Raw genomic sequence first — 22,227 nt, 5'->3', positions numbered from 1 at the left:
CGCGGCCCGGATGGAGTTGAAGACCCTCAGCAAGGACAACGCCGACTGGGTTGCGCGTCACCTCGTGGCCGCCGCGCTCTTCGTTGACGACGACCCCGAGACGGCCAACCAGCACGCCCTGAGTGCTGCTCGTCGTGCCGGTCGTGTCGGTGTCGTCCGCGAGACGGCCGCGATCACCGCGTACCGCCTCGGCGACTTCGCCACCGCGCTCCGGGAGCTCCGCACCTACCGTCGGATCTCGGGTCGCAACGACCAGCTGCCGATGATGGTGGACTGCGAGCGTGGCCTGGGCCGTCCGGAGCGGGCACTCGAGCTCGGTCGTTCGGTCGAGCGCTCGGCCCTCGAGACCCCGGTGCAGGTCGAGCTCGCGATCGCCATGTCCGGCGCTCGTCTCGACCTCGGGAATCCCACAGCCGCCCTCGGCGAGCTGGAGATTCCACAGCTCGACCCATCCACCGCCTACACGTGGTCCCCGGCGCTCTACAGTGCTTACGCGGCCACGCTCGAGGAGCTCGGTCGACAGGACGAGGCCGACGAGTGGTGGGCCCGTGTGGACCGCGCGGCAGCGGCCCTCGCCGAAATCGCGGACGACAACGCTTGGGAGACAGTTGATGTGGTCGAGGAAACGCTCGAAGTCGAAGAACACGGAGACGCCGGAGACGACGACGCCGATGACCTCGGAGCCGACGACGTCGCGACCGACGAACTCGACGGCGACGACGAATCCGCCGACGACATCGACGACGACCCCGATGACGAACCCGCCCTCGACGACCTCGACGACGACACCTCCGCAGCCGACGAGCCGGGCGAGATCGACGACGACAACCCCCGCGACGTCGACGGCTCCGCAGCCGGCTGAGCACTCGGCGGCCTTGACCGACGGCGTCGACGTGGTCCTCACCGACCTCGACGGCGTCGTCTACCGGGGCCGCAACGCCATCCCGCACGCGGTCGAAGCCCTGACCCGGGCATCGCTCACGGCGCGGGTCGGCTACATCACGAACAACGCATCGCGCCGGCCGATCGACGTCGCCGAGCACCTCGAGCGCTACGGGCTCGAGGTGTCCGAGGGCGACGTCGTCACCTCGTCACAGGCCGGCGTCCAGCTGCTCGCGACCCTGGTGCCGGCCGGAGCGACCGTCCTGGTCACCGGCGGGCTCGGGCTGTCCAGCATCGTCGAGGAAGCCGGGTTCACCGTCACCTCGAGTGCCGAGGACTCCCCGGCCGCGGTCATCCAGGGCTTCTCACCGGACCTCGGTTGGAAGGAACTGGCCGAGGCCTCCTTCGCCCTGGCCGACCCGGACGTGCCGTGGGTGGCCACGAACATGGACTGGTCGATCCCGGTCGAGCGGGGCATCGCGCCCGGCAACGGCACGCTCGTGTCCGCCGTGCACCAGGCGGTCGGCCGGATGCCCGTCGTCGCCGGCAAGCCCGAGCGGCCGATCTTCGACACGGCGGTCGAGCGCTTCGGCGGTGGTCGGACCCTGTTCATCGGGGACCGGTTGGACACCGACATCAAGGGCGCGAACGACGTCGGGATCCCGAGCGTGCTCGTGCTCACCGGCATCGACCAGGCGAAGCAGGTGCTCGCGGCCGACCAGCGCTCGCGTCCCACCTACGTGCTCGAAGACCTCCGAGGGCTGTCCCAGCCGTACCCGGAGACGGTGCGGCGCGAGGACGAGGACGGCACCCGGTACGTGACCGTCGGTACTGCGACGGTGGCGATGCGCGGGCACGTCGTCCGGGTGCTCGACGCCGGGACGGACATCGATCGGCTCCGTGCCGGCTCGGCGCTCATCTGGGAGTCCGGGTTGGCCATCTACGGCCTCGACGTGGACCCGCAGCTGTACGGCGGCGAGTAGCGTGTCGGACGTGCCGAACCCCGAGCAGCCGTCCGCCGAACCCGAGCAGCAGGACGCCTTCGCCGCGCGCACCGCCGAGGCTGAGGCCCTGCCGCTCGCCGACCGCGCCGACGCCTTCTCCGCCCTGCACGACGAGCTGCGGACGCGGCTCGAGAGCGGCGGCTCCGCGAGTGCCTGAGCCGGACGGAGCCGTGCACGACGCGACCCCGGTCCGCCTCGACGCCCTCCTCGCTGCACGCGGGCTCGCACGGTCGCGCACCGTCGCCAGCAAGCTGATCCAGGACGGCCGGGTGCTCGTGGGTGGCCGTGCTGTCCTGAAGCCGTCGACGCCGATCGCGTCCGACGCGGACATCGAGGTCGACGCCGCGGACGAGTGGGTCTCGCGCGCGGCCCGGAAGCTCGTCGGTGCACTCGACGCGTTCGACGTCGGCCCTTCCGGTCGGGTCGTGCTCGACGTGGGCGCGAGCACCGGTGGGTTCACCCAGGTGCTGCTCGCACGCGGCGCGCGCCGTGTCATCGCGCTCGACGTGGGCCACGGGCAGCTGCACCCCACCATCGCGCTCGACGAACGCGTCGCCGTGGTCGAGGGGACGAACGCGCGGAACCTCACGCGCGACGACTACCTGGCGCTCGACGGTGCCGCCGCCGAGACGAGCCTGGTGGTGGGGGACCTGTCCTTCATCTCGCTCCGACTCGTGCTGCCGGCGCTGGCAGAAGCCGTCCCCGCGGACGAGTTCGTGCTCCTGGTGAAGCCCCAGTTCGAAGTGGGCCGTGGCGGCGTGCGCGAGGGCATCGTGCACGACGCCGGGCTCCGGAACGACGCGCTCATGAACGTGCTGTGGGCGGCGTGGGACCTGGGCCTCGGCACCAGTGGGCTCGCCGCGTCCCCGATCGTCGGGACACACGGCAACCACGAGTACCTGGCCCGCTTCCAGCGCGGTGTCGGGGGCAATCCGACAGAATGGAGAGTCCGGGCGACCGAACTCACGGAAGGGTCTTCATGAGTGACGAACGGCACATCCTGCTCGTGTCCCACACGGGTCGCCGTGACTCGATCGACGCTGCGGTCGAGGTCTGCGACCTCCTGCACGCAGCCGGCCTCACGCCCGTCATGCCCTTCGACGAGTACGCCGACATCCGTCGTGCCGAAGCGTCGGTCGGCAAGGTCGACATCCTCGGCGTCGACGTCCAGCCGAACCAGCTCGAGATCGTCATCGTGCTCGGTGGCGACGGCACGATCCTCCGCGCGGCCGAACTCGTGCGGAACACCGGCGCTCCGCTGATCGGGGTGAACCTCGGGCACGTCGGGTTCCTGGCCGAGAGCGAACGTGACGGCCTGTCCGAGACGGTCGAGCGTGCGCTGTCCGGCGAGTACAACGTCGAGGAACGCGTCACCCTGCAGGTCGACGTGGTCGTCGGCAACCAGATCGTCTACTCGAGCTGGGCGCTGAACGAGGCCACGATCGAGAAGGCCTCCCGGGAACGGATGCTCGAGGTCGTGACCGAGGTCGACGGCCGCCCGCTGTCGTCCTTCGGCTGCGACGGCGTGGTCGTGTCGACCCCGACCGGCTCCACGGCGTACTCGTTCTCCGGCGGTGGCCCCATCGTGTGGCCGGATGTCGACGCGCTCCTCATGGTGCCGCTGAGCGCCCACGCCCTGTTTGCCCGTCCGATCGTCGTCGGGCCGGACTGCACGCTCGCGATCGAGGTCCTGCGGCGCACGAGCGGCGTCGGCGTCCTGTGGTGCGACGGCCGACGGACCCACGACCTGCCGCCGGGCGCCCGAGTCGAGGTCCGGCGTTCGCCCGACCCGGTGCGGGTCGCCCGCCTCAAGGACGCTCCGTTCACGGACCGCCTGGTCGCGAAGTTCCAGCTGCCCGTCGCCGGGTGGCGCGGCCCCCAGAGCGACGAGGACGACCGATGAGCGCGGAGGACGACCGATGATCGAGGAGATCGCGATCCGCGACCTCGGTGTCATCGGTGAGACCACGCTCGAACTCGGGCCGGGCTTCACCGTCGTCACCGGGGAGACCGGTGCGGGCAAGACCATGATCGTCACGGCGCTCGGGCTGCTGCTCGGTGCGCGGGCCGATGCCGGCTCGGTGCGCCGCGGTGCGTCGAGCGCCGTCGTCGAAGGTCGCTGGCACGTCCCCGAGCAGGACGCCGTCGCCGAACGCGTCGAGGACGCCGGCGGCACCGTCGAGGACGGCGAACTCATCCTCACCCGCACGGTCTCCGCCGAGGGGCGCAGCCGTGCCACGGTGGGCGGTCGGAGTGCGCCCGTGGCGGTGCTCGGCGAGCTCGCCGACCAGCTCGTCACCGTGCACGGGCAGTCGGACCAGATCCGCCTGACCTCGGCAGCGGCGCAGCGGGCTGCCCTCGACGGGTTCGGGGGAGCCTCGCTCGAGAAGGCCCTCGCCCGGTACGTCGCCGCGTACGACGCCTGGCAGCAGCACGCCGGTGAACTCGAGGTCCTGGTCCGCGACCGGGACGACCGGGTGGCCGAGGCCGAGCGGATCCGCGCGGCCTCCGACGAGATCGAGGCCGCCGACCCGCAGCCCGGCGAGGACGTCGAGCTGGCCGAACGCGCCGAACGGTTGGGCAACCTCGAGGAGCTCCGGTTGTCCGCTGCCCTGGCGCACGAGGCGTTGTCCAGCGAGTCCCTCGACGGCGTCTCCGACGTCGTCGGCCTGGTCGAGTCCGCACGCCGTGCCGTGGAGCGCGTCGCGTCGTCGGACAGTGCCCTGCAGCCGGTACTCGAGCAGCTCACGGAGCTCGGGATCCAGGCGGCCGAGGCCTCGGCGAGCATCTCGAGCTACCTCGGTTCCCTGGAACCCGAGGCCGGGCACGACCTCGAACTCATCAACGAACGCCGAGCCCTGCTGGCCGGCCTCACCCGCAAGTACGGCGAGACGGTGGACGACGTCATCGCCTACGGACAGCGCGCGAGCGATCGGCTGCTCGAACTCGACGGCGACGACGACCGGATCGCGGCGTTGCAGCAGTCGGTCGAGCAGGACGAGCAGGCGCTCGAGTCCGCCGCCGCCGCGCTCACGACGGCGCGCACCAAGGCGGCGACCGACCTGGCGAAGCGCGTGACCGCTGAGCTGAAGACCCTCGCGATGGGCGGTGCGACCCTGGTGGTCGAGGTCACCGACGCCGGCGAGTACCGCCGACACGGCCGTGACCAGGTCACCATCCTGCTCCAGCCGCACTCCGGCACCGACCCCCGGCCGATCGGCAAGGGGGCGTCCGGCGGTGAGCTGTCCCGCGTGATGCTCGCGATCGAGGTCGTCATGGCCGGCAGTACCACGGTGCCGACGTTCGTCTTCGACGAGGTCGACGCCGGTGTCGGCGGGGCGGCGGCGATCGAGATCGGCCGACGGCTGGCGAAGCTCGCCGAGCGCACGCAGGTCATCGTCGTCACGCACCTGGCCCAGGTCGCGGCCTTCGCGAACAACCACCTCAACGTCGTGAAGGACGCCAGCGGGGCCGTCACGTCGTCGAGCGTGCGCCGGCTCGAGGGCGAGGACCGGCTGCAGGAGATGGCACGGCTGCTCTCCGGACTCGGTGACAGCGCCAGCGGCATCGAGCACGCCCGCGAGCTGCTCGACGTGGCCGGCCAGCGAGCCTGACGACCAAGCAGGCGGGTGCCGCCCGCCGACCCGGCCACGGCCCGAGGACCCGGCCACCCACCCGCGCAACGCCCACGGCGAACCGAGGTCGCGCCTCCCGGCAGTTCTGACGTACGATGGAATCCCGTGGCGGACACTCTCAGCGGCGGTACCAATTCTTCGAACTCGACCCCGAAGGTGACGAAGCAGATCTTCGTGACCGGCGGGGTCGTCTCGTCTCTCGGCAAGGGCCTGACGGCGGCCAGCCTCGGCAACCTGCTCACGGCTCGCGGCCTCAAGGTCGTCATGCAGAAGCTCGACCCGTACCTCAACGTGGACCCGGGCACCATGAACCCGTTCCAGCACGGCGAGGTCTTCGTGACCGACGACGGTGCGGAGACGGACCTCGACATCGGGCACTACGAGCGCTTCCTCGACATCAACCTGTCGCAGGCCGCGAACGTCACGACCGGTCAGGTGTACTCGACGGTGATCGCCAAGGAGCGTCGCGGCGAGTACCTCGGCGACACGGTGCAGGTCATCCCGCACATCACCGACGAGATCAAGCGCCGGATGCGCGAGCAGGCGCAGAACGACCCCCAGCCCGACGTCATCATCACCGAGGTCGGTGGCACCGTCGGCGACATCGAGTCGCAGCCGTTCATCGAGTCCGCCCGTCAGGTGCGGCACGAGCTCGGCCGCAACAACGTGTTCTTCGTGCACGTCTCCCTGGTGCCGTTCATGAACGCCTCGGGCGAGCAGAAGACCAAGCCGACGCAGCACTCCGTCGCCGCGCTCCGCTCGATCGGCATCCAGCCCGACGCGCTCGTGCTGCGCAGCGACCGTCCGGTGTCGGAGTCGAACAAGCGCAAGATCGCGCTGATGTGCGACGTCGACGAGGACGCCGTGGTGAACGCCGTGGACGTCCCCTCGATCTACGACCTGCCGACGCTGCTGAACAACCAGGGCCTCGACCAGGTCATCGTCGAGGCGCTCAAGCTCGACGCCGGTCCGGTCGACTGGACCGCGTGGACCCCGGTGCTGAAGGCCGTGCACGAGCCGAAGAAGGCCGTCACGATCGCCCTGGTCGGCAAGTACATCGACCTGCCGGACGCCTACCTGTCCGTCACGGAGGCGCTCCGTGCCGGCGGCTTCGCGCACGACGCCAAGGTGACGCTGAAGTGGGTCGTGTCCGACGACTGCACCACGCCCGAGGGCGCGGCGAAGCAGCTCGGCGACGTCGACGGCATCTGCATCCCCGGTGGGTTCGGCGTACGCGGCATCGAGGGCAAGCTCGGCGCGCTGAAGTTCGCGCGTGAGCAGGGCATCCCGACGCTCGGCCTGTGCCTCGGCCTGCAGTGCATGGTCATCGAGTACGCCCGCCACGAGGTCGGTCTGACCGACGCGTCGAGCACCGAGTTCGACCCGGAGACCTCCACCCCGGTCATCGCGACGATGGCGGAGCAAGTCGACATCATCGCCGGCGGCGACCTGGGTGGCACGATGCGCCTGGGCCTGTACCCGGCGTCGTTCACCGAGCGCTCGCTGGCGGCGGAGCTGTACGGAGCGCCCGAGGCCTCCGAGCGGCACCGTCACCGCTACGAGGTGAACAACAAGTACCGCGAGCAGATCGCGGACGCCGGCCTCGTCTTCTCGGGCACGTCGCCCGACGGCACGCTGGTGGAGTACGTCGAGCTCCCGCGCGACGTGCACCCGTTCTACATCGCCACGCAGGCGCACCCGGAGCTCCGCTCGCGTCCGACCGATGCGCACCCGCTGTTCGCGGGGCTCGTCGCGGCCGCGATCGAGCGCCACGAGGCGTCCAGCCTGTTCGACCCGCAGACCGAGGAGCAGGTCGCGTAAGCGCCGGTCTCCACGATCGGACGGGAGGCGCGGTGCCAGCTGGCACCGCGCCTCCAGTCCGTCCGGGGTCGCGTTCACGGCACCTGGTTCCGGACACGGAACCGCGGAACGACGCGGTGCTGTGTCCGGAACCTGATTCCGATGGGGGCGTCAGGGGGGCGCGTGCTTGGATGGGGACGTGACAGACGCACCGATCGCTGACGAGTCCGCCTCCTTCGAGGTCACCGAATCCACCGTCGTGTACGAGGGCGCCGTCTGGGACGTGCGCCGCGACACCGTCGCGTACAACGGCGACTCGATGGTCCGCGAGTACATCGACCACACCGGTGCCGTCGCCGTGTACGCGGAGGACGACGAGGGCCGCGTCCTGGTCATCCAGCAGTACCGGCACCCGGTGCGGCTGCGCGACTGGGAGCTGCCCGCCGGTCTGCTCGACATGGAGGGCGAGGACCACCTGACGGCCGCGAAGCGCGAGCTGGGCGAGGAGGCCGACCTCGAGGCCGACACGTGGGAGCCCCTGGTCCGGTACAACACGTCCTCGGGCGGCAGCGACGAGTTCATCCAGATCTACCGGGCGCGCGGTGTCCGGTCGACCGAGTCTGCGTTCGAGCGCGAGGCGGAAGAGGCCGACATCGTGACGCGCTGGGTCCCGCGGGCGGAGCTGCTCGAGGGGATCCTGGGCGGTCGGCTCAACAACTCGGCCCTCGTCGTCGCGACGCTCGCCGTCGAGGCCATCGAACAGCGCGGCAAGTGAGCGGGTCCGCGGCCGACGGTCTGCGCGACCTGGTCACCTCCGGCACCTGGACGCACGAGCCGGAGGTCGCCGAGTTCGACGGCGACGTGTTCCGCGTCACCGCGGTCGAGGGCAGTGACGCCTGGCGGACCACCTCGTACGGGTTCGTGCACGACTCCGAGCACGCGCTGCTGCAGCCGACGGACGGGCCGTTCTCGGTCGAGGCGTCGTTCGTGCTCGACTACACCGAGCAGTTCGACCAGGCCGGGGTGTTCCTGCGCGTCGACGAACAGACCTGGATCAAGGCCGGCGTGGAGTTCTCGGACGGAGCGCCGCAGCTCGGCGCCGTGGTGACGCGTGGGTTCTCGGACTGGTCGGTGTCGCCCGTGCCGGAGTGGGCGGACCGGGTGGTGACCGTCCGCGCGAGCCGCGATGGCGACGCCGTGACGATCCGGGCGTGGGCCGAGGGTGAGGAACCCCGCCTCGTCCGGGTCGCGTACCTCGACCCGGACGCCGTCGTGTCCGCGGGGCTGCTGTGCGCCGGGCCGACGCGGGCCGGGCTGACCGTGACGTTCACCGGGTTCCGCGTGGGCACGCCGGACGAGGCGTTGCACTGACCGGGCTCGCCCCGCGCCCGTTAGCCTGCTGAGGTGATGCCCCTCGACCGTGCCGCGGAGACGTACCTGCGGCACGTCGCGATCGAGCGGGGACTCTCGCAGCACACGTTGTCCGCGTACCGGCGGGACCTCTCCGTGTTCACGTCGTGGTTGGCGGCCGCTCCGGTCGTCGAGTCGGACGGTGCGGACCGGGCCGGGGGGTCCTCGGCGCTGGTGGACGTGGCCCGGTTGGCACGGGCGGACGTCTCGGGGTTCGTGACACACCTGGCCACCCGACCGGAAGGTCCGCTGGCACCGCGGTCGATCGCGCGGATGCTCAGTTCGGTGCGCTCGTTCACCGCCTTCGCCGCGGGGGAGGGCTGGCTGCCGCTCGACCCCGGCACCGCCGTCCGGCCGCCGAAGGCTCCGATGCGGCTGCCGAAGGCGATCCCCGTCGAGGACATGGAACGGCTGCTCGGGGCGGTGTCCGTCGACGCCGACGACCCCGTCCAGCTGCGGGACAAGGCCCTGCTCGAGCTGCTCTACGCCACCGGTGCGCGGATCTCCGAGGCGGTGGGGCTGTCGGTGGACGACGTGACGACGCTGTCGGACGCCGACGGTGAGCTCTCGGTCGTGAAGGTCACCGGTAAGGGCAACAAGCAGCGGATCGTGCCGCTCGGCAGCTTCGCCCGTGCAGCGATCGACGCGTACCTGGTGCGGGCGCGGCCGGTGTTCGCGGCGCGCGGGCCGTCGACGCCGGCGCTGTTCCTCGGTGCCCGTGGAGCGCGGTTGTCGCGGCAGAGCGCCTGGCTCGTGATCCAGGCCGCCGCTGCTGCCGCCGACCTGGAGGCGCACGTGTCACCGCACACGTTCCGGCACTCGTTCGCGACGCACCTGCTCGAGGGCGGTGCTGATGTGCGCGTGGTGCAGGAGCTGCTCGGACACGCGAGTGTCGCCACGACGCAGATCTACACGATGGTCACGGCAGACATGCTGCGCGACGTCTACCAGACGGCACACCCGCGGGCGCGCCGGTAGGCAAGCCCGCCCTCAGAACAGGTGGAACTGGGCCGACGCGGCGATGACCGTCGTCGTCACCGCCACGACGAGGGCGCTCGCCGAAGCACTCCGCGCCACGACGGCCCAGGCACCGACGGCCCCGGGACGGACGATGCCGATGACCCCGCACGCGACGGCGAGCAGCCCCGCCAGGCCCCAGGGGTTCGCGACGACCGAGACCACGGCGAGCAGCACCGCGAGCACCGTGAACACGCAGAGCCGACGGTCGCCGGCGGTGCCCGATGCCCACGCGTCCGTCCGGATCGCCGCGGTCTGCACCGAGAACGACGGCCCCACCGGCGCGACGACGATCGGCGTGACCGGGTCAGCAGCAGCCGCGGGGACCCGCGTGGCTGCGCCCCAGGTGCGACCGTCCCACCAGCGCAGACGACGGGCGTCCTGCGGGTCCGGGAACCAGCCTGCGGCCGGCAGCGTCACGGTTGCTCCTCGAGGTGCGGGGTGGATCGACGCTCCCGAGCCTAGGAGCGCGGTCGGCCTCGCCCCAGTCCCCAGCCGGGTGTCAGCACAAGGGGGGACCGGACCGGTGCACTACGGTCGGGGCGTGCCCTCGACGCTCGACGACTTCTGGACCGCGCGACGCAGCGAGCGTCCGAGCCTTCCGGAGGCCGTGCCGGAGGCGTGGTCCTTCGGCGCGACCCCGGAGCAGGCGGATGCGCTCCTGCAGCTCGTGCTCGACGGGGTCAAGGTCGGCACGGCGTCGTCGCTCTGGGACTACGAGGCGACCGGCGATCCGCTGCCCGCGACCGACGAGGTGAGCATCGTGACCGACGGCTCGGGTGCGCCCCGTGCCGTCATCGAGACGACGGCGGTCCGGGTGGTTCCGTTCGACCAGGTCGACGCGGACCACGCCTGGGCCGAGGGGGAAGGCGACCGGACGCTCGAACACTGGCGGACCGTGCACGAGGCGTTCTGGCGCGCACACTCGGAGAACCCGCGGGGGTTCGCGCCGGACATGCCGGTCGTGTGCGAGCGGTTCCGGCTGCTCTGGCCGAACGCCTGAGCCCGAGCCCGAGACCGATCCGGGGTCAGGCGGGGACCGGCTCCGCGTCGACCTCGGTGAACACGTCCTTCACGGCGGCGAGCAGCCGGGCGTTGAAGTCCACACCGAGCTGGTTCGGCACGGTGACGAGCACGGTGTCGGCAGCCCGGACGGCCTGGTCGGCCGCGAGCTCCGCGACGAGCTGTTCGGGCTCACCGATGTAGGACCGGCCGAACCGGGCCAGCCCGCCGTCGAGGTGCCCGACCTGGTCCTGCCCCTCGACCTGCGCGCGGACGCCGAAGTAGTGGCGCGACTCGTCGTCGATGATCGGGATGATGCTGCGCGACACCGAGACGCGCGGTTCGCGGTCCCAGCCGGACTCCGACCAGACCCGGCGGAAGCGCTCGATCTGCTCGGCCTGCAGCTGGTCGAAGGGCACGCCGGTGTCCTCGGTCAGCAGGGTCGAGGACATCAGGTTCATGCCCTGCTCGGCGGTCCACTCGGCGGTGGCACGGGTGCCGGCACCCCACCAGATCCGGTCGCCGAGCGAGTCGGACAGCGGGGAGATCGGCAGGGACCCGACCGACCCGGTCATCTGCGGGTTGGCGTTGGCCATCGGCTCGCCGGCGATCGCACGGCGGAACACGTTCGTGTGCGCTCGGGCCATGTCGCCGCCGTTCTCGTCGGAGGCGTCGGGCACGTAGCCGAACTGCTGGTAGCCGGCCAGGGCGGTCTCGGGTGATCCCCGCGAGACACCGAGCTGCAGTCGGCCGCCGGAGATCAGATCGGTGGCCGCGGCCTCTTCCGCCATGTAGAGCGGGTTCTCGTAGCGCATGTCGATGACGCCGGTTCCGATCTCGATCCGGCTGGTCTTCGCGGCGATGGCGGAGAGCAGCGGGAACGGCGCGGCCTGCTGCGGCGCGAAGTGGTGGACGCGGAAGTAGGCGCCGTCGACGCCGGCTTCCTCGGCTGCGACCGCGAGGTCGATCGCCTGCACCAGGGCCTCCCGCCCGCTGCGCACCTTCGACCCCGGCACGTCACGCCAGTGTCCGAACGACAGGAACCCGATCTTCGTCATGTGCAAGCGAACGCATCCGGAGGCGGGGCCATTCCACCGCGACTACCGTGGCCGGGATGGAGGACCCCCGCCCCGCACTCGAGGCCGAACGCGCCCGCAACGAACGGCTGCTCGCCGAGGTCGAGCGGAGCATGCGCGACGTCAGTGACGCCCGGCAGGGCGCGAACTCCGACGACGAACACGACCCGGAGGGTGCGACCCTGGCCTGGGAACGCGGCTCGCTCGGTGCGGTCCGCGACGGCGCCCAACTGCGGATCCGCCAGGTGGACGCAGCGCTCGCACGACTCGACGACGGCACCTACGGTCGCTGCACGGTCGGCGGCGAGCCCATCCCGGAGGCACGGCTGGCCGCCGTCCCGTGGGCGGCGACGTGCGTCGCGCACGCGTGAGGGGCACGCGATCGGTGCCGCCTGACGGCCTGGAGGCGCGGGCTGTCCCCGTCACGCGCCTCCCGGCATGCGCACCCCGCGTCCACCCCGTGCGCCGCTGATTCCCAGCCGCGCGCCCTACGTTTTCGGCATGGACGGCGACCCGAACGACCGACCCGGCGAAGCCCGGGCCGACGGCGCGCCGCGCCAGCGCTTCCAGTGGTTCCACCGCCTGCGCACCTGGATCCACGCGCGGCCGCACGTGCACCTGCTCTACAAGGTGCTGGTCGGTCTGGTGGGCGGGCTGGTCGTCATCATCGGGCTGATCCTGGTGCCGCTGCCGGGCCCGGGGTGGCTCGTGGTGTTCATCGGCCTCACGGTGCTGGCGAGCGAGTTCCACTTCTTCCACAAGATCATCACGTGGCTCAAGGCGCAGCTGCACCGCTTCTGGGACTGGGCCAAGCGGCACGGGCCGAAGCGTCTGCGCGATGCTGCGGACCGGGGCAAGGCTGACGTCGATGCTGCGCACACCGGTGCGGCGCGGACCGTCGGGGTGCGTGCGCGCGCTCGCGGGACGAACTCGGCGCGACCGGGCCACTAGTCGGGCCGCGGCAGCCGGGCGCTGGTGCTGTCGGCACCGTGCGGTGCCGGTCACCGCGTGCGAGGTTGATGGCTTCGTGCGGCGCTGCAGGCCCGCACCGAGCGATCAACCTCGCACCGAATGGGCATCTCCGCACCGTGCGAGCGCGTTGCGCCAGGCGGACGGGTCGCTACTCGGCCGCGACCCGGATCGAGCCGGTCGCGGTGCGCTCGATGACCTCGGCCGCGCGCTCCTCGACCTCGGCGGCGTCCTTCGACGACAGTTGCAGCACGAGGGCGACGACCGCGGCGAGCACGATGAAGCCGCCGTACCCGGCGATGACGGGGACCAGACCGACCGAGGGCTCGAGCAGGCCGCCGATGACCGAGGGCACCCCGAATGCCAGGTAGCTGACGACGTAGATCGTGGAGAGCAGCCCGGCGCGGTGGGTCGGGGCAGCGGTGGCGAGCAGCATCCGCAGCGGCGCCTGGAACCCGGCGCCGAAGCCGACACCGGCGATGGCGCTGCCGACGACCATGCCCGGCAGGGAGTGCGCGAACACGAACGACACGGTGACGATCGGGCCGAGCACGAGGGCCACGAGCCCGAGCAGGACCGCGCGACGGGTGTCCATCCGCTGGATCGCCAGGCCGGTCAGCGCGCCGACGCCCGTGACCACGGCGATGAGCGCACCGGCGGCGAAGTGGTTCGTGATCCCGAACACCGCGCCGAGCGCCGAGGGCACGAGCGACAGGAACATGCCGCCGAGGGCCCAGCTGGCGACGAGCGAGCCGGCGACGCCGCGGAACAGCCGGCGTGAGGACCGCGGCACGCTGATCGTCGGACGCAGGGAGCGAAGAGCGCCGGGACGACGCTGCACCTGCTCGGGGACGACGAACAGTGCGAGCACCAGCAGCACGAGGAGCGCGCCGAACAGCAGGTAGACGAGCTGCTCCGGTGCCGGACCCCACTGCACCAGCGCGCCGCTCGACATCGCGCCGGTGGCGAGTGCGATCGGCGGGATGACGCCGTTCAGCACGCCGGCCATGGTCGGGTGGCGTTCGAGGGAGTTGTCGATGAGGGCCGCACCGAGGGCCCCGATGAGCAGCCCGACCGAGACACCCTGCACGATCCGGTCGACGATGAGCGCGACGACCCCGTCCGCCATCGCGAACAAGCCGAGCGACAGTGCGACACCCAGGCCGCCGACGACCAGGACAGGCTTGCGGCCGACGTGGTCGGACAGGCGACCCGCGACGAGCAGGCTCGCGAGCAGGCCGGCGACGTAGATGGCGAAGACCCCGGTGAGCATGAGCGGGGTGAGGTGCCACTCGGCTGCGTAGACCGGGTAGATCGGCGACGGCACGGCCGACGACGCGACCGAGACCAGGAGCATCGCCGCCAGGATCCAGAACCCGGCGACCGAACGAGCTGACTGGTGCATGCGCACCCCTTTCCATCACCGTGCAGTACGACTGCATTCGTACCGCACTCGAACAGTACGACGCAAGTCGTACAGCAAGCCGAACGGTGGTAGCGTCCCGTCCATGCCCGCGCACGTCGATGCTCCTGAACTGCTGCCGCAGCCGTCCGTGGCCGAGATGGACCTCCCGGTCGTGATGGACGCCCTGAGCGATCCGATCCGGCTCGCGATCCTGCACCGCTACCTGGTCGACGCGGCCGGGGGTGAGCGCAGCTGCGGCTGGGTCGGCATCGACCGGCCGAAGTCCACGCTGACCCACCACTTCCGGGTCCTGCGCGAGGCCGGTCTGCTCGAGCAGCACCTGGAGGGCCTGACCCGCGTCAGCCGCGTCCGCGTCGAGGACGTGCAGCAGCGGTTCCCCGGGCTCCTCGACCTGGTGCTCGACTGGCAGGTCCCCGCGGCCCTGCTGCGCGAGGGGATCGCCTCGTGAGCGACGGTGCAACCGCCGGCGTGGACACTGTGCACACGCTGCCGTCGATCGTCGCGGACCCCGCCGTCACCACGGCGCTCGCCGCGGACCTGACAGCGGCCGGCTTCACCGTCGACCGGCTCGACTCCCTGTGGGGTGCCGAGGCCGCCGCATCGCTGCACCGCGGTTCGCGGGTCGCCGCGCTCCGTGCGCTCGCCGCCCGCGAGACCACGCCGCTCGGCACCCTGGCGACGCTGTTCGTACTCGGCCTGCCGGTGGCGAGGGCGGAAGCCGCCGCGGCGTTCCCGACCGCCGGACTCGACGCCGTCATCGCCGCGGGCCTGCTGCGCAGCGAAGGCGACGGCAACGGCGCAGACGGGCTCGTCCACCCCACCGTCGACCTGCGCCCCTACGCCTTCGTCGACGACCTCGGCGCCGGCAGCTGGTGGATCGTCTCCGACCTCGGCGAGCTCGCCCTCGGGCACGCCATCAGCGAGGAACACGTCCTCGGCATCGGCGGCGCCACCACGACGCTGAGCGGCCTGCAGGTGCCCGTGCCGGTCGAGCGGGTGCTCGACCTCGGCACCGGGTGCGGCATCCAGGCCATGCACGCGCGGCGCTTCGCCGACCACGTGGTCGCCACCGACATCTCGCGCCGTGCCCTCGACATCGCCCGGTTCAACGCCCGACTCAACGGCATCGACGGCATCGACTTCCGGTTCGGCTCACTGTTCGAGCCGGTCGCGGGAGAGCGCTTCGACCGGATCGTCTCGAACCCGCCCTTCGTCATCACGCCCCGTCGCGAGGGTGTCCCGTCGTACGAGTACCGCGACGGCGGCATGGTCGGCGACGCCCTGGTCGAGACGGTGCTCCGCGGCCTGTCCGACCACCTGGAGCCCGGCGGCACCGCCCAGCTCCTCGGCAACTGGGAGTACCACTGGGGCGTCGACGGCCTGGACCGCGTGCGCGCCTGGTTCGCCGACACCGACCTCGACGTGTGGGTGATCGAGCGCGAGCGGCAGGACCCGACGTCCTACGCGGAGACCTGGATCCGTGACGGCGGGACGAAGCCCGGCACGGCCGAATTCGACACCCTGATGAGCGCCTGGCTCGACGACTTCGCGGACCGTCGCGTCACCGGCGTCGGCTTCGGCTACGTCGTGGTGCGTCGACCCCTGCCGGGAGGCCCGTCCGGCCTCCGCCGGTTCGAGCGGGTCCCCGAGACGCTCGGCTCCAACCCCGCGGGCCTCGGCGCGACGGTCGCCCGCGTCCTCGACGCGGCCGCCTGGCTCGCCGCGCACGGCGATGCCGCGCTCGCCGCCGCCCACCTGTCGGTGGCCGGTGACGTCACCGAGGAGCGGTACTACTGGCCGGGCAACGACGACCCGACCGTGATGACCCTGGTGCAGGGTGGCGGGCTCGGGCGCCGGGTGGACGCGGACACCGCGCTCGCGGCGTTCGTGGGTGCGTGCGACGGCGACCTGTCCGTCGCCGCGATCATCGGAGCGCTCGCGCAGATCACCGGCGTGGACGAGCAGGCGCTCGCCGCCGACCTGCTGCCGGCGGCGCGCGACCTGGTGCTCGACGGGCTGCTCGTCCCCGCTGCCTGACGATCAGGCGCGGTGGTCGCGCCAGCTGTGCTCGGGCGTGTAGCCGAGGAGTTCGCGGGCCTTCTCCGACGACAACAGCGAGCTGACGCCGTCGATGTCCGCACGGCGCTCGATGTCCGGCACGAAGCGCTCGACGAGCTCGATGGTCGGGGTGTCCATCACCGTGTCGGGGCTGGCGATGACGAACGCCTCGAACCCGGTGAGGTCGGCTTCGAGCGCCCGGCGGACGGCCTGGGCGCCGTCGCGGGAGTCGATGTACGACCACAGGTTGAACGTCTTCGCCTCGGGGGTGGCGTCCCACGGGAACGCCGGGTAGTCGGTCTCGTCCATCACGTTCGAGAAGCGCAGGCCGATCATCTTCAGTTCCGGGTCCCAGCGGGTGAAGTGGCGGGCCATCTCCTCCTCGACCGCCTTGCCGAGCGAGTACGACGACTGCGGGCGGACGGCGAACTCCTCGTCGACCGGCAGGTAGGGCGGGTGGTGCTCGCCCATCGGGATGCCGAGCAGGGTCTCGCTCGACGCCCACACGACGTTCTTGATCTTCGCGGCACGTGCGGCGTGGAAGACGTTGATGGACGAGGTCACGTTGTTCGTGATGAGGGCCACATCGGGGACCTGCCCCGGAGCCGGCACCGCCGCGAGGTGCACGACGGCGTCGACGTGGTCGTACCGGTCGTCGATGCCGAGCAGGGCGTTCAGGACCTGGCCGTGGTCGGTCAGGTCGATCCGCACGAACGGGACACGCTCGGGCTTGTCGGGGGAGGGGACACGGTCGAGCAGGACCACGTCGTACCCGTGCGCATCGAGGTCACGCACCACCGCTCGTCCGAGCTTGCCGCTGCCACCGGTCACCACTACACGCGTCATCGCGTCACTCCACATCGTCGTCGGAACACACCCTGGCGGGCACCGACCATCCTGCCCCGCCGCACCTGACGCGACCAGGCCCTGTCCGTACCCCACTGCGGAACCAGGTTCCGGACACGACACCACGGGATCGCGCGGTGCTGTGTCCGGAACCTGGTTCGGGCGGGGTGGGGGAGCCCGTCAGGCGGTGGGGGCGACCTGGGCGATCGCGAGGCGGGCGACGAGCTCGACGTGCTCGGCCATGTCGCGGGTGGGGTCGAAGAGCCACTGGATCTGCATGCCGTCGGACACCGCGAGCAGCACGCTGGTGAGTTCGTCGGGGTCGATGTCGGTACGCAACCGACCGTCCTGCTGCATGGTGCGGAAGTCGGCGGACAGGTCGCGGCGGCTGCGTTCGTAGCGCTCGCGGAAGTACTCGTGCGCCGGGTGCTCGGCGTCGGTGGCAGCGGCGGCGGACAGGTTGACGAACATCTGCACCAGGCCCGGGACCTCGGCGTTGTGCCGCACGATCGCCGCGAGCAGGGCCGCCGGGTCCGCGGCCTGCCAGTCGTGCGCGAGGTCGAGCTCGTCGCGCCGGCGGAGGATCTCGACCCAGAGCTCGTCCTTGGAGTCGAAGTAGTGCAGCAGGCCGGCCTGGGTCAGCTCCACGGCGTCGGCGATGTCCTTGATGCTCGTCCGCCGGAAGCCCTGCGACGCCACGAGGTCCAGCGCGACCGTGAGGATCTCCTCGCGCTTCGCGATGCCCTTTGCGTACGAACCCCGTCGTGCCATGGCCAGACTGTACCGCCCGCAGGAGACCCGAGAAAACCAAGCAACGGTTGGTTTTCGGTGGTACGGTGCAGGAGCTGCCAGCGCGGGCGGCGAACCCGGTGGATGGTGGGTGTGGGCGACGAGGCCCCGGCTGTCCAGGCGGCGCCCCGCGGCCCTGAACGAGAGGACCGACCACCGTGACCACCGTGAACGACGCGAGCACCGCCTCCAGTCCGTCGACGCCGCTGACCGAGCGCATCGATGCGCTCCTCGGCCAGCTGACCACCGACGAGAAGGTGCAGCTGCTCACCGGACGTGACTTCTGGACCACCTGGCCCATCGAGAAGATCGGGCTGCGCCGGATCCTGATGTCGGACGGCCCATCGGGCGTGCGCGGCGAGGTGTGGGACGAGCGCGACCCGTCCCTGAACCTGCCGTCGGCGACCGCGCTGAGTGCCTCGTGGGACCGCGCGATCGCGAAGCGCTACGGCGCCGCCGCCGCGGTGGAGGCCCGCCGCAAGGGCGTGGACGTCGTGCTCGGCCCGACCATCAACCTGCACCGGTCCCCGCTCGGTGGCCGGCACTTCGAGGCCTTCAGCGAGGACCCGGTGCTCACCGGTGACCTGGCCGCGTCGTACGTCGACGGCGTGCAGGAGAACGGTGTCGCTGCCACCCCGAAGCACTACATCGCGAACGACTACGAGACCGACCGCTTCACCGCGTCGACCGAGGTGTCGGACCGCGCGCTGCGCGAGCTGTACCTGCTGGCGTTCGAGAAGGCCGTGATCGAGGCACACGCCTGGGCGATCATGTCGTCGTACAACGCGATCAACGGCGTGACGGCGTCGGAGAACGACCTGCTCGAGACTCCGCTCAACTCGGAGTGGGGCTTCGACGGCATCGTCGTGTCCGACTGGACCGGGGTGCGTTCGGTGGACTCGGCGAAGGCGTCGCAGGACGTCGCGATGCCGGGGCCGAACCCGTGGTGGAGCGAGGGCCCGCTGCTCGCCGCCGTGCAGTCCGGCGAGGTGCCGATGGCAGCGATCGACCGCAAGGTCCGCCGGATCCTGACGCTGGCCGCACGCGTCGGCGCGCTCGAGGGCTTCGAGCCCGTCGCCGCGTCGCCCGTGCACGTCGAGGACGGCATCGCGTTCGTGCGCGAGGCCGAGGCCGAGGGCACGGTCCTGGTCCGTAACACCGGTGTCCTGCCGCTCGACGCCCCCGCCGTGTCGCGCATCGCGGTGATCGGGCACAACGCCGACCAGGCCCGCACGCAGGGCGGCGGCTCGGCCACGGTCGTGCCGTCGCAGGTCGTGTCACCGCTGGACGGCATCCGCTCGGCCTTCCCCGGCGCGAGCGTGGACTACGCGATCGGCGCCGTCGTGCAGGAGGGCATCGCGGAGTTCCCGCTGTCCACCATCACGAACCCGGGCACCGGGGAGCCCGGAGCCCGGGTCGCCTTCGTCAAGGGCGGCGAGGAGCTGTTCGTCGAGGACCGCCGCGCGACGGCACTGTTCTGGTTCGGCGGCGACGCCCCGACCCGCGAAGCCGACCGGCTCGACATCACCACCACCCACACGGCCGAGTCGACCGGGACCGTGCGGTTCGGCATCGGCGCGGCCGGACGGTCACGCATGTGGATCGACGGCGAGCTGCTGCTCGACGAGGACGTGCCGTTCGAGGGCGACCAGCTCGGCGCCGCGTTCCTCAACCCGCCGGCGCGGTCGGTGCCGGTCGAGGTGACCACCGGCCAGCAGGTCGCGATCCGCATCGAGTACGACATCGTGCAGGACGAGACGCTCGGCGGCGTGCTGGCGTACCAGTTCGGCACCGAGCCGTCGGACGACGACCCCGCTGTGCTCATCGAGGCCGCGGTGGACGCCGCCCGTGGTGCGGACGTCGCCGTCGTCGTGGTCGGTACGAACTCCAAGGTCGAGTCCGAAGGCTACGACCGGTCCTCGCTGGCACTGCCCGGCCACCAGGACGACCTGGTGCGCGCGGTCGCCGCGGCGAACCCGAACACGGTCGTCGTCGTGAACGCCGGGTCGCCGGTCGAGATGCCGTGGCGGAACGACGTCGCCGCGGTGCTGCTGACCTGGTTCGGCGGGCAGGAGTACGGCAACGCCCTGGCCGACGTGCTGACGGGGGCGCAGGAGCCCGGCGGACGCCTGCCCACCACGTGGCCGGTCGCGATGGCCGACGTCCCGGTGCTCGACGTCACCCCGGTCGACGGGAAGGTCGCCTACGACGAGGGCGTCCACGTCGGCTACCGGGCCTGGCTGCGGGTCGGCACGGATCCGGCGTACCCGTTCGGCCACGGCCTCGGCTACACCACGTGGTCGATCGAGGGCGTCTCCGCGACCCCGACCGTGCGCGAGGGCGACGCCGTCATCGTCACGGCGACCGTCGCGAACACGGGCGACCGTGCCGGCAAGCACGTCGTGCAGGTCTACGCGTCCCGAGCGGAGTCGGCGGTTGACCGCCCGGTGCGCTGGTTGGTCGGGTTCGCCCCGGTCCGGCTCGCCGCGGGCGCCTCGACGGAGGTCTCGATCGAGGTCCCGGCGCGTGCCTTCGCCCACTGGGACGGCTCGTGGCAGTACGAGTCAGGGACCTTCACGTTGCACGTCGGCGCCTCGGTCGTCGACGACGCCGGAACCGCGTCCCTCGAACTGGAGTGACGAAGTCGTCCGGTTTCCGCGCAGCTCCCGACTCCGTTCAGTAACATCGTTCTGCGCGAGTCGGCTGGTTACCGTCCGCGCACGCACCGACTACGGGGTCGCTGGGTGAGCGACTCGGTCTCCTGATCCGGCCGTTGTTGCCCTGGCCTCCCCGGTGCGTCCCAGAATGCGTCCCCGCGTCCGCGCGGGGACGCATTCGTCGTTCCGGCCCCGATGCGCAGGCGAACCGGCGCGGGAACCAGGTTCCGGGCACAACACCACGGGATCGCGCGGTGCTGTGTCCGGAACCAGGTTCCGTGGCTCGTTCCGGCCCCGATGCGCACCGGTGAACCGGTTGCCGCACTTCGTCCCGGTTCGGAAAAACGAGTGACACTTGGTCAACTTCATACGTCCCAGGTGCGCGGAACGGTGTGACAAACCGCTCGGTAGGTGGAACGATGGGTGCACCATCTCGTGCGGATCAGGGACGAGATGGTCATCCGGCCGGGCTCTCGGGCCTCACCAACTCGATCAGAGCCCCGCCGGATGCCCTTGACTCTCGGTGGTGGTGCGGCGGCAGGACCGCAGGTGGTCGGGCCCGCGGCGCCGGCGCTCAAGCCCGGGGCACCGGCCCTCAGGCCCGCAGCGCCGGGGTGATCTCCTCGGCCACGATGCGCAGGATCCGCTCGTGTGCCGCACGGTCGCCGTTCGCCGGCAGGGTGATGACGAGCTCGTCGGTGGCGGTGACCGCCGGGTCGTCGAGCAGGGCGTCGACGATGGCCGCCGGTTCGCCGGACACGACCTTGCTGAAGCGGAACGGCGGGGTACCCGAGAGCGGCCGGCCCTCGTCGTCCATCCCGGAGGCGTACCCGGTCAGGAACTCCTCGTGCACGGCGCGGTCGTGGTCGTCGAGGAGCGGCACCACGATCCGGCCCACGGCGACCTTGGACTCGCGCTGCGGGTGCAGCTCGGCGAACCGCTCGCGGTAGGCGGCGATCTGGTCGGCCTGCGCCTGGGCGAACGGGGCGCCGGTGTCCTCGGTGTTCAGGGTCGAGCAGTGCAGCAGGAGGCCCTTCTCGGCCGTGCGGACCGCCGTGCCCATGCTGCCGCCACCCCACCACACGCGGTCGCGCAGGCCCGGGCTGAGCGGCTGCAGGGTCAGGTCGGCCCCGGCGGGGATGCTCTCGTAGCCCTTGCCGGCGCTGCCGAGGGGCTCGCCCTGCAGCACCTCGAGCAGCCGTGCGGCGCGGGCCTCGGCCTCGTCGCGGAAGCTGCGGTCGACCGTGCCGAACACCGGGTCGAGGATCGGGCCGTACCCGGCGATGCCCGTGCTGATGCCGAGCTGCACTCGGCCTCCGCTGAGCAGGTCGACGGTGCTGGCGTCCTCGGCCAGGCGCACCGGGTCCTCGTAGCGCATGCCGAGCACGGCGGTGCCGAACGCGATGGTGCTGGTGCGCTGCGCGGCTGCCGCGAAGAAGGTCATCGGGCTCGTCAGGTACGGCTCGAAGTGCCGTCCGCGCACCCAGCCCGTCCCGTAGCCGAGCGACTCGGCGGTCTCGAACAGGCGCAGGCCGTCCTCCAGGGCGCCGGCGGCGCCGTCGGTGCCGCCGTGGTTCGGGACGAAGGAGAGGAAGCCGAGTTCGCGCATGCCGCGAGTCTATGCGCACGTATCGAAGTGCGCCTGAGTCGGCGACG

22 protein-coding genes are annotated in these 22,227 nt (G+C 71.6%); 16 read left to right on the top strand and 6 right to left on the bottom strand.

The features are described from left to right. The first annotated feature begins 10 nt into the window (after positions 1-10). From DEJ11_RS15335 to DEJ11_RS15290, 10 genes are all read left to right on the top strand, one after another. Positions 11-862: a tetratricopeptide repeat protein gene (locus tag DEJ11_RS15335; RefSeq protein WP_111104439.1), complete on the top strand. Its 852-nt coding sequence runs from the start codon at positions 11-13 to the stop codon at positions 860-862. 13 nt (positions 863-875) lie between these two features. Continuing rightward, the gene (locus DEJ11_RS15330) at positions 876-1,865 is read left to right on the top strand and encodes an HAD-IIA family hydrolase (RefSeq protein WP_111104437.1); all 990 of its coding nucleotides are present in this window, start codon (positions 876-878) and stop codon (positions 1,863-1,865) included. 10 nt (positions 1,866-1,875) lie between these two features. After that, positions 1,876-2,043, top strand: a complete 168-nt coding sequence (locus tag DEJ11_RS15325) for a hypothetical protein (RefSeq protein WP_181422652.1) — start codon at positions 1,876-1,878, stop codon at positions 2,041-2,043. Beyond that, positions 2,036-2,869 carry a TlyA family RNA methyltransferase gene (locus DEJ11_RS15320; protein WP_111104436.1) on the top strand — a complete coding sequence of 278 codons (834 nt, stop codon included), beginning with the start codon at positions 2,036-2,038 and terminating at the stop codon, positions 2,867-2,869. The genes DEJ11_RS15325 and DEJ11_RS15320 overlap by 8 nt, the downstream gene beginning before the upstream one ends. Beyond that, on the top strand, positions 2,866-3,789 hold the full coding sequence (locus DEJ11_RS15315) for an NAD kinase (RefSeq protein ID WP_071245131.1): 924 nt from the start codon (positions 2,866-2,868) through the stop codon (positions 3,787-3,789). The genes DEJ11_RS15320 and DEJ11_RS15315 overlap by 4 nt, the downstream gene beginning before the upstream one ends. Positions 3,790-3,805: 16 nt before the next feature. Then, entirely contained in the window at positions 3,806-5,500 is a 1,695-nt protein-coding gene (gene recN, locus DEJ11_RS15310; RefSeq protein WP_111104435.1) for a DNA repair protein RecN, read from the top strand. 126 nt (positions 5,501-5,626) lie between these two features. Further along, a complete protein-coding gene (gene pyrG, locus DEJ11_RS15305) occupies positions 5,627-7,342 on the top strand; it encodes a CTP synthase (protein ID WP_111104434.1) in 1,716 nt (571 codons plus the stop codon). 178 nt (positions 7,343-7,520) lie between these two features. Next, the gene (locus DEJ11_RS15300; RefSeq protein WP_071245128.1) at positions 7,521-8,096 is read left to right on the top strand and encodes an NUDIX domain-containing protein; all 576 of its coding nucleotides are present in this window, start codon (positions 7,521-7,523) and stop codon (positions 8,094-8,096) included. Next, positions 8,093-8,692, top strand: coding sequence for a DUF1349 domain-containing protein (locus tag DEJ11_RS15295; protein WP_111104433.1), 600 nt, complete (start codon positions 8,093-8,095; stop codon positions 8,690-8,692). The genes DEJ11_RS15300 and DEJ11_RS15295 overlap by 4 nt, the downstream gene beginning before the upstream one ends. A 36-nt stretch (positions 8,693-8,728) precedes the next feature. Beyond that, entirely contained in the window at positions 8,729-9,709 is a 981-nt protein-coding gene (locus tag DEJ11_RS15290) for a site-specific tyrosine recombinase XerD (protein ID WP_111104432.1), read from the top strand. Between the two features lie 12 nt (positions 9,710-9,721). Here DEJ11_RS15290 and DEJ11_RS15285 read toward each other — a convergent pair whose 3' ends face one another. Then, positions 9,722-10,168 (bottom strand): DUF2510 domain-containing protein, encoded by a 447-nt coding sequence (locus DEJ11_RS15285; protein ID WP_111104431.1) that lies wholly within the window; start codon positions 10,166-10,168, stop codon positions 9,722-9,724. 124 nt (positions 10,169-10,292) lie between these two features. Between DEJ11_RS15285 and DEJ11_RS15280 the strand changes: the two genes are divergently transcribed. Further along, positions 10,293-10,751 carry an ASCH domain-containing protein gene (locus DEJ11_RS15280; protein ID WP_220038337.1) on the top strand — a complete coding sequence of 153 codons (459 nt, stop codon included), beginning with the start codon at positions 10,293-10,295 and terminating at the stop codon, positions 10,749-10,751. Between the two features lie 25 nt (positions 10,752-10,776). Here DEJ11_RS15280 and DEJ11_RS15275 read toward each other — a convergent pair whose 3' ends face one another. After that, a complete protein-coding gene (locus DEJ11_RS15275; protein WP_375342386.1) occupies positions 10,777-11,808 on the bottom strand; it encodes an LLM class flavin-dependent oxidoreductase in 1,032 nt (343 codons plus the stop codon). A 56-nt stretch (positions 11,809-11,864) separates the two neighbouring features. Between DEJ11_RS15275 and DEJ11_RS15270 the strand changes: the two genes are divergently transcribed. Together DEJ11_RS15270 and DEJ11_RS15265 are read left to right on the top strand one after the other, a co-directional pair. Continuing rightward, positions 11,865-12,197 carry a TraR/DksA family transcriptional regulator gene (locus tag DEJ11_RS15270; protein WP_111055206.1) on the top strand — a complete coding sequence of 111 codons (333 nt, stop codon included), beginning with the start codon at positions 11,865-11,867 and terminating at the stop codon, positions 12,195-12,197. Positions 12,198-12,327: 130 nt separating this feature from the next. Beyond that, positions 12,328-12,777, top strand: a complete 450-nt coding sequence (locus tag DEJ11_RS15265) for a TIGR02611 family protein (protein ID WP_071405873.1) — start codon at positions 12,328-12,330, stop codon at positions 12,775-12,777. A 169-nt stretch (positions 12,778-12,946) separates the two neighbouring features. On the opposite strand, the gene DEJ11_RS15260 is transcribed toward DEJ11_RS15265, so the two are convergent. Then, entirely contained in the window at positions 12,947-14,200 is a 1,254-nt protein-coding gene (locus DEJ11_RS15260; RefSeq protein WP_071405874.1) for an MFS transporter, read from the bottom strand. Positions 14,201-14,303: 103 nt separating this feature from the next. Between DEJ11_RS15260 and DEJ11_RS15255 the strand changes: the two genes are divergently transcribed. Next, positions 14,304-14,669, top strand: a complete 366-nt coding sequence (locus DEJ11_RS15255) for an ArsR/SmtB family transcription factor (RefSeq protein WP_111104427.1) — start codon at positions 14,304-14,306, stop codon at positions 14,667-14,669. After that, positions 14,666-16,258 carry a DUF7059 domain-containing protein gene (locus DEJ11_RS15250; RefSeq protein WP_258375501.1) on the top strand — a complete coding sequence of 531 codons (1,593 nt, stop codon included), beginning with the start codon at positions 14,666-14,668 and terminating at the stop codon, positions 16,256-16,258. Before DEJ11_RS15255 ends, DEJ11_RS15250 begins: the two co-directional genes overlap by 4 nt. 3 nt (positions 16,259-16,261) lie before the next feature. On the opposite strand, the gene DEJ11_RS15245 is transcribed toward DEJ11_RS15250, so the two are convergent. Both DEJ11_RS15245 and DEJ11_RS15240 read right to left on the bottom strand, forming a co-directional pair. Beyond that, complete coding sequence (locus DEJ11_RS15245) at positions 16,262-17,125, bottom strand: NAD-dependent epimerase/dehydratase family protein (protein ID WP_071245140.1); 864 nt, start codon at positions 17,123-17,125, stop codon at positions 16,262-16,264. Positions 17,126-17,305: 180 nt separating this feature from the next. Next, on the bottom strand, positions 17,306-17,896 hold the full coding sequence (locus DEJ11_RS15240; protein WP_111024889.1) for a TetR/AcrR family transcriptional regulator: 591 nt from the start codon (positions 17,894-17,896) through the stop codon (positions 17,306-17,308). Between the two features lie 176 nt (positions 17,897-18,072). Here DEJ11_RS15240 and DEJ11_RS15235 point away from each other — a divergent pair, with 176 nt between their 5' ends. Next, the gene (locus DEJ11_RS15235; RefSeq protein ID WP_111104426.1) at positions 18,073-20,553 is read left to right on the top strand and encodes a beta-glucosidase H; all 2,481 of its coding nucleotides are present in this window, start codon (positions 18,073-18,075) and stop codon (positions 20,551-20,553) included. 613 nt (positions 20,554-21,166) lie between these two features. Here DEJ11_RS15235 and DEJ11_RS15230 read toward each other — a convergent pair. Next, complete coding sequence (locus DEJ11_RS15230; protein ID WP_111104425.1) at positions 21,167-22,180, bottom strand: LLM class flavin-dependent oxidoreductase; 1,014 nt, start codon at positions 22,178-22,180, stop codon at positions 21,167-21,169. Between the last annotated feature and the right edge of the window lie 47 nt (positions 22,181-22,227).

Origin of the sequence: Curtobacterium sp. MCLR17_058, assembly GCF_003234705.2 — a bacterium.
GTDB lineage: Bacteria > Actinomycetota > Actinomycetes > Actinomycetales > Microbacteriaceae > Curtobacterium > Curtobacterium flaccumfaciens.
This window is presented reverse-complemented; position numbering and strand designations above follow the sequence as displayed.

What these genes read in the sequence shown, in the direction of transcription:
- recN (WP_111104435.1), top strand. Translation starts at nt 3,806, where the DNA reads ATGATCGAGGAGATCGCGATCCGCGACCTCGGTGTCATCGGTGAGACC.
- DEJ11_RS15290 (WP_111104432.1), top strand. Translation starts at nt 8,729, where the DNA reads ATGCCCCTCGACCGTGCCGCGGAGACGTACCTGCGGCACGTCGCGATC.
- DEJ11_RS15335 (WP_111104439.1), top strand. Translation starts at nt 11, where the DNA reads ATGGAGTTGAAGACCCTCAGCAAGGACAACGCCGACTGGGTTGCGCGT.
- DEJ11_RS15315 (WP_071245131.1), top strand. Translation starts at nt 2,866, where the DNA reads ATGAGTGACGAACGGCACATCCTGCTCGTGTCCCACACGGGTCGCCGT.
- DEJ11_RS15230 (WP_111104425.1), bottom strand. Translation starts at nt 22,180, where the DNA reads ATGCGCGAACTCGGCTTCCTCTCCTTCGTCCCGAACCACGGCGGCACC.
- DEJ11_RS15245 (WP_071245140.1), bottom strand. Translation starts at nt 17,125, where the DNA reads ATGACGCGTGTAGTGGTGACCGGTGGCAGCGGCAAGCTCGGACGAGCG.
- DEJ11_RS15260 (WP_071405874.1), bottom strand. Translation starts at nt 14,200, where the DNA reads ATGCACCAGTCAGCTCGTTCGGTCGCCGGGTTCTGGATCCTGGCGGCG.
- DEJ11_RS15265 (WP_071405873.1), top strand. Translation starts at nt 12,328, where the DNA reads ATGGACGGCGACCCGAACGACCGACCCGGCGAAGCCCGGGCCGACGGC.
- DEJ11_RS15270 (WP_111055206.1), top strand. Translation starts at nt 11,865, where the DNA reads ATGGAGGACCCCCGCCCCGCACTCGAGGCCGAACGCGCCCGCAACGAA.
- DEJ11_RS15275 (WP_375342386.1), bottom strand. Translation starts at nt 11,808, where the DNA reads ATGACGAAGATCGGGTTCCTGTCGTTCGGACACTGGCGTGACGTGCCG.
- DEJ11_RS15255 (WP_111104427.1), top strand. Translation starts at nt 14,304, where the DNA reads ATGCCCGCGCACGTCGATGCTCCTGAACTGCTGCCGCAGCCGTCCGTG.
- DEJ11_RS15240 (WP_111024889.1), bottom strand. Translation starts at nt 17,896, where the DNA reads ATGGCACGACGGGGTTCGTACGCAAAGGGCATCGCGAAGCGCGAGGAG.